Source organism: Dactylosporangium sp. NPDC049140 (genome assembly GCF_040648435.1).
Window position 1 is genome coordinate 22945 of record NZ_JBEZDS010000080.1, and the last position, 6450, is coordinate 29394.

Annotated in this window: 5 protein-coding genes; 1 reads left to right on the top strand and 4 read right to left on the bottom strand. The window is 68.3% G+C overall.

What is annotated here, in order from left to right; all coding sequences use genetic code 11:
- Positions 1–40: 40 nt before the first annotated feature.
- The gene (wrbA, locus tag AB0B76_RS55500; protein WP_360393460.1) at positions 41–652 is read right to left on the bottom strand and encodes an NAD(P)H:quinone oxidoreductase; all 612 of its coding nucleotides are present in this window, start codon (positions 650–652) and stop codon (positions 41–43) included.
- 88 nt (positions 653–740) lie between these two features.
- Here wrbA and AB0B76_RS55505 point away from each other — a divergent pair, with 88 nt between their 5' ends.
- Positions 741–1346: a TetR/AcrR family transcriptional regulator gene (locus AB0B76_RS55505; RefSeq protein ID WP_360393462.1), complete on the top strand. Its 606-nt coding sequence runs from the start codon at positions 741–743 to the stop codon at positions 1344–1346.
- On the opposite strand, the gene AB0B76_RS55510 is transcribed toward AB0B76_RS55505, so the two are convergent.
- The 3 genes from AB0B76_RS55510 to AB0B76_RS55520 form a co-directional block, all read right to left on the bottom strand.
- Positions 1340–1750 carry a hypothetical protein gene (locus AB0B76_RS55510; RefSeq protein ID WP_360393465.1) on the bottom strand — a complete coding sequence of 137 codons (411 nt, stop codon included), beginning with the start codon at positions 1748–1750 and terminating at the stop codon, positions 1340–1342. The genes AB0B76_RS55505 and AB0B76_RS55510 overlap by 7 nt on opposite strands.
- A 292-nt stretch (positions 1751–2042) precedes the next feature.
- Positions 2043–2543, bottom strand: a complete 501-nt coding sequence (locus AB0B76_RS55515; protein WP_360393467.1) for a hypothetical protein — start codon at positions 2541–2543, stop codon at positions 2043–2045.
- Positions 2544–2589: 46 nt separating this feature from the next.
- Positions 2590–6450, bottom strand: a 3861-nt coding sequence (locus tag AB0B76_RS55520; protein ID WP_360393470.1) for a polymorphic toxin-type HINT domain-containing protein, incomplete at its 5' end; no start/stop codon positions are given.

The window sequence follows — 6450 nt, forward strand, 5'->3', positions numbered from 1 at the left end:
GTTCTCCTATTGACGTCGTTAGCTTAGCCAAGCCTATTTCTTATTTTACGAACGCGCTTTCCAGGAGCCGGGCGGTCACGGTGGCGAGGCGGCGGCCCTGGTACCGCGCGGCCGTCAGCGTCGCCGCGGTCGGAGCGCCCTCGGCGCCGGGGTGGGCGATGCCGTACGGGTTGCCGCGCGCGGCGTGGATCGACGGGTCCGTGTAGCCGGGCGGGACGATGAACGCGCCCCAGTGGTAGAACGTGTTGTACAGCGCGAGCAGCGTGGACTCGTTGCCGCCCTGCGGGTTGGCCGCGCTCGTGAACGCGGTCGCGGCCTTGTCCGCCAGCTGGCCGGTCGCCCAGAGCCCGCCCGTGGTGTCGATGAACTGCTTCAGCTGCGCGGCGATGTTGCCGTACCGCGTCGGCGAGCCGAACGCATAGGCGTCCGCCCACGTCAGGTCCTCGTGCGTGGCGGTCTCGACGTGCGGGGTGGCCTCCACGTGCGCGCGCCAGGCCGGGTTGGCGTCGATCGCGTTCTCCGGGGCCAGCTCCGCCACACGGCGCAGCCGCACCTCGGCGCCGGCGTCGACCGCCCCTTCCGCGATCGCCTGGGCCAGCGCGTGCACGTTGCCCGTGGCCGAGTAGTAGATGACGGCGACCTTCGCGCCCATGACGCCTCCAAAACTGGAAACAATTCCGCTTACGTGGTCGAGACTAAGTGGAACTTCTTCCACTTACAAGGGGTGGGATCATCGTCACGTGAACCGCCGCAAGCCGCCCCCGCTGCCGCTCATCGACCAGCCCCCCGCCGAGCGGGCCGACGCCGCCCGCAACCGGCAGCGGCTCGTCGAGGCGGCGCTGCGGATCGTGGCCACCCACGGCGTCGCCGGGCTCGCGCTCGACGAGGTTGCCCGCGAAGCAGGAGTCGGCGTCGGTACCGCGTACCGCCGCTTCGGCGACGTCGGCGCGCTCGCGTACGCGCTGCTGGAGGAGCACGAGGTCCGCTTCCAGGAGGCGTTCCTGGCCGGCCCGCCCCCGCTCGGCCCGGGCGCCCCGCCGGAGGAGCGGGTCCGCGCCTTCGTGTTCGCGCTGCTCGACCTGCAGGAGGAGCAGTGGGACCTGCGGCTGCTGGCGGTGAAGAAGGCGGCGCTCGGGTACGCCAGCGGCCCCTACCCGACGTACCACCTGCACCTGACGCGGCTGATCGACGACCTCGGCCGCGGCCTGGACGCGCCGTACGTGGCGAGCGTCCTGCTGGCCCTGCTCACGCCGAACGTGCTCGACCATCAGCGCCGCGTGCTCGGCCTGACCCCGGAGCGCATCCGCCGCGGCATTGATTCGGTGCTCGGCGGCCTACTTCAGTAAAGGACCCGCCCGCGCGGGCTCTTGGCCATCCAGCGCTGGTACTCGCGTTCGAGCATCGCCGGGTACCGCCGGAACTGCGGCCCGGCGTCGGCGAGCGCGTCCCCGATCCACTCCCGGGCCGCGTCGGTGGACACCCCCCAGCGCCACACCAGCGCCTCGCGCGCCGCCCGCTCCCGCCCGAGCAGCCGCGGCCGCACGAGCAGCAGCGGAAAGTCGTGCGTGACCTCGGCGATCATCTGCATCCGCGCGACGGCGTCGCCGACCTCGTGCGCCGCGACCGCACCCAGCCGCAGGTCGCTCGCGAGCGCGCGCACTTCGAGCGCCCCGACCCCGAGCAGCGCGGCGACGGCCCGCACGGCCGTGGCCCGCCCGCCGATGAACCTGACCTCAGCACCCCTGCGCATCGATAGGTCACGATAGTAGATTCAACCCCGCCCGAGGAACGCGGCCAGCCGGTCAGCGGGGGTCGCGTCCGGCGGCGCGATCCGTTCGGGCCCGAAGGAGCCCCCGGGCGTGCGAGGCAGGCCGCCGCACCACGGGCAGCATGCCCCGCCGCGACGGCGGCCAGGTCCCGCTCGACGGCCCGGTACGGCCGGCGAGGTCACTGATACTCAGCAGTACGTCGTCCACGCACAATGCGGCAGTCCACCGTGGGAGCGCCAAATATCCGCGAAGAAATCTTTCGGAACGCAATTCCTACCGATTGAAGGTTTGCACCGACGTCCGGTAGGGACCCGCCACTTCATCGCCGATCAGCACGACAAAATCGGGCAGCGCATCGGGTCCGGGCTTGCCATTGGAATCAACTGAGCCGGGGTCGGCCTTCCAGTCCACCAGATGCACCTGGACGGCGTAACGACCCTTCGCCAGACTCACGAAATTTTCCGCCTTCGGCTCGGCGTCGCCGACGTCCTCGAGGCCGCCGAGCGCGAACGAGCCTTCGCTCACGAGCAGGTAGGGCTCCGAGGAGACCAGCACGAACGCCCTCTCGCGATCGGTCAGGTCTCCCCCCTCGCCCCACCGTACGACGATCTGAAATACACCATCGCCACCGACGTTGATCGGCACGACCGTCCCCGCACCCACCGATTCCGCGACGTTCTCGTCCTCGGTAGCCCAGTCCTCCCAGTCCTCGAACTCCGGGAAACTGAACGACTCCGGCTGCCAGATGACGCACATGCCGGCATTGGTACGCACGACACGAGATATTTCAGACGCCACGACCCGCGACCCCTTAGTCAATTTATGTTCGATGCCTGATCGTCACCTTACAAACCTGATCACCGATCTTCAAGCCGAGCTTCTTGATCTGCTTGTCGATCTGTGGGCCGAGGCTCCGGTTCACGGAAACGTTCAGCGGTGACATGTTGGCGACGTCGTCCGCTCCCCCCAGCTGCAGGTCGATCACGTGATCGATGTCGGAGCCGGGAGGAATTTCATGACCGGCGGCACGGTACATGTCCGCCGCGCTGGTCGAGCCGCGAGCGGCGGCGGCATCGGTGACGAACAGGCCGCCGTTGTCCGCCTGCGCGTTCAGCGCCGCCACCTTGGCGTCGGCCGCGGCGATCTGCTCCTCCGACCAACCCTTCTTGTACTTGAGCTCGATGTTGACGCCGTTGCAGTTGTGCACGAGCACCGGCTCGGACCCGGCGACGACGAAGTACGTGTGCGTCTCGGCGACGGTCAGGTCGTACATGTACCGCTCGCCGGTGAAGCTGCGAACCGCGACGACCTCGGCGACGGCGCCGTCGTCGGTGCGGAGCGTGGCGCCCGTCTGGAGATCGCCGGCGCTCGTCCAGACCTGGTGCTGGACGTCCCAGAAGGGATGGTTCTGCGAGGTGTGCAGCGTCGCGACGGAACCGTCGGCCGCCTTGACGGTAATGTCGGTCAGGGCGTTGTCCCGGTTCAGGTACACCGCCTCGACCTGGCCGTCCGTGCGCTGGCCAGATGCGGGATCAACGGACTGTACGACGTCGCCGGTCCGTACATCACCGATCGGCTTGCGACTGCCGTCGGCCATCTGGATGTTCGTGGCGGCCGGGAAGCTGCACCCGCGCTTCATCATGTTCTTGGCGCCCTGGGCGATGGCGCGCGATTCGGCGGACGCCGCCTTGCCGCTGGCCTGCGCGGCGGCCTTCAGTCCGCCGCCACCCATCAATGCGGCCTTGCCCGCCTTGAGTGCGGCGCCTCCGACCGACCCGAGACCACCCATCAGGCCGCCGACGATGGCGCCTTGGGCACCGGTCTTGAGCATTCCTCCCCAGGAGAAGTTGCCCTTGTGCTCGACCTTGGTCTGGATGGCGTAGGTGACCATGTTCGTCACCGCGCCGGCCAGCGCACCGCAGGCGACCGCGCCGACGCCGGTGACGCCGATGAGGGCGCCGCAGCCGAGACCGACGGCCATGCCGGCGATGTTGCCGATGATTTCGGCCTTGTGCTCGTCGACCCAGTTGACGGTCGCCGTGACGGCCTTCTTCAGGCCACACTTGATCGGATGGGCCTTGCAGTAGGCCTTTTGCTGGGCCTCCTTGGCGCGCTTCTGCCGGTCGAGCTCCTGCTGGCGCAGGCGGTCCATCTCGGCCGGATCGACGTAGCGCTCCATCGACGCCGCGCCCGCCTTGCCGTAGTACTGCTCATCCGTGCGTTCACCGGTCGGATCACTGTGCGTGACCGGGCTGTTCTCCGAGTAGGCGTAGCCCTGCAACTGCTGCGAATCGGAGTTGTCGATGATCGGATCGGCGGAGATGAACCGTCCGATGGCGGCGTCGTAGTACCGCGACCCCACACGTTCGAGGCCGGTCGGGTCCAGGGTGCCGCCGACGAAGCCCTTCTCGTTCGGCCAGGTCACCGCGGCACCGCGGGACTCACCGAACGGCTGCTGCCGCCGGACCGTCACCGCCTGGGTCGTCGCGGCGACCGTGACGTCGGCCGTGCCCTGGCCGTCGCTGGCGAGCCAGATCAGGCCGCCCGCGGTGCGCTGGCCGACGATGGTGCCGCCGAACGAGTAGTACCGCGTGCAGGTCTTCGCCGTTGTCTGAGTGTTGTACTTCACCTCCATGTCGGGCAGGTACAGCGTCTTGCCACCGGCGTCCTTGCGGATGAGTCGTGTGCCCTCGGCGTCATAGAGGAACGTGGAACTGCCGGACGTGTCGGTGACGCTGGTCAGGTTGCCCTCGGCATCCCACTGCAAGGTCTGCTGACCGTTCGCACCGGGGCGGCCGGTCGTGTTGCCGGTGCTGTCGTAGCTGTACGAGGCGGTGTGGGTGCCGGTGTCGTCCACCGTGCTCGTGCCCGTCAGCGTGTGCGGGCGGACCGTCTGCACGGGCGTCGCGCCGGTGGGATAGGTGTACGTGGTGGACTTGGTGCCGGCGGCGGTGCCGTACTGGGTCTGGCCCGTGCGGCGGCCGATGGTGTCGTAGTCGTAATGGACGCGGTACGGAGCCGGACCGCCCGTCGTCGCCGTCGGACCCGAGGCACAGTCACCGGAGGCCGGGGTCCAGGCGTCCGTAAGCCGTTCGTACCGGTCGTGGGTGAAGCACTGCGTGTCGGCCGTGCCGCCGGCCGGGGTGTCGGCGATCTTCGTGACCGTGCCGAAGTCGTTGTACGAGTAGTGCAGGTCGGCGACCGTGTTCGGCGACACCTGGTCGCGATCGGTCTTCAGGCCGGTCAGGCGACCCGTCTCGAGTTCGTAGCTGCGCGAGAGGTAGGTCCGCGGGCCGCCGCTGTCATTGTCGTCGGTGGTGACGGTGCCGTTGAACAGCGAGTATTGCGTCGGCTGCGCGAGCGCGTTGAACGAGGTGCGCTCGACGAGCCAGCGGCGCTGGTCGGTGCCGTAGAACGTGCTGAGGTTGTCGGTCATCCCGAGCGCGTTGTAGCCGATGACGGTCGTCTCGGCCTGGAGGTCGCCGGCGGCCGGGGAGCCGGTGCTGTTGACCGTCCCGTCCGGGTTGTAGCCGGTGTAGTAGGTGTAATCGCCGGCGAGGCCGGTCTCGGACGTGGGGATGCTGATCGTGGCGACGGTGGCCTGGTATCGGTTGGAGTACTGCACGACCGTCGACTTGTACTGCTGGCCGCTGACGTAGCGAATCGACGCGGTCGGGTAGCCCTTGGCGTTGGTGACGCCGTCCTCGAGCTTCGTCGTGTCATACGTCCAGCCGATCAGCTGGTTCGCCGCGGTGATCGAGGTCTGGTAGAGGCCGGTCTTGCGGCTGAGGTTGTCGTACGTGTTGATCAGGATTTTGCCGCGGCTGTCCGTGGTCTTCGTCAGACGTCCGTTGTTGTCGTACTCCTTCGTCGTGGTCCCGGTGTCCGGGTCGGTCGCCGCAGTGTTACGGCCGCGCAGGTCGTAGTCGTACGTCCACTCGAAGCCCACCGGGTCGACCACCTTCGACAACAGGCCGCGCCGGTTGTAGAAGTAGGACGTCTTGTCGTACGTGCTCGGGTCTGAGTTCAGGTTGCCCGGGATGCGGTTCGCAAACTGCCAGACCTCGGTGGTGCGACCGTTTTCGTCGGTCCGGGTGAGCGCGCCGGTACCTCCCGCAGGCGGCGTGACGGCCGTGTAGTCACCGCCGTAGTAGGTTTCGGTCCGCCAGCGCTCGGTGTTGTACGGCTGGAAGATTTCCGCCGTCGCCCGGCCTGCGCCGTCGTACAGGAACCTCATCTGTGACGGGATCGTGAGACCCTCGTCCACCGGCAGCACGATGGTGGTACCGGGGGCGCCGGAGGCATCGTGGTAGATGTCGAAGGCCCGGGAGCGCCGGCCGGCGGTGTCATAGAACGTGTCCGTGAGCAGACGCCCGCCGGAGGGCGAGTCCGTCTGCGTCTGCCGCTCGCGGACGAGCCCGTCGTACAGCGTGTAGGACGTGGTGTAGCCGCCGGACGGATTCATGGTGTGCGTGATGACCGCGTTCGCGCCGTCCTTGCGGATCAGGTACTCGTAGGTCATGTTGGCCGTGGCATTCGCGGCCTTCGAGCGGTCGGGCAGCCAGACTCCGGTCATCCGGCCGAGACCGTCGTACGTCATGTCGGTGCGGCGGCTGTTCTGGTCGACGACCGACGTGGCGAGGCCCCAGGCCGGCTCGAGGTTCGTCGTGGTGGTCCAGTT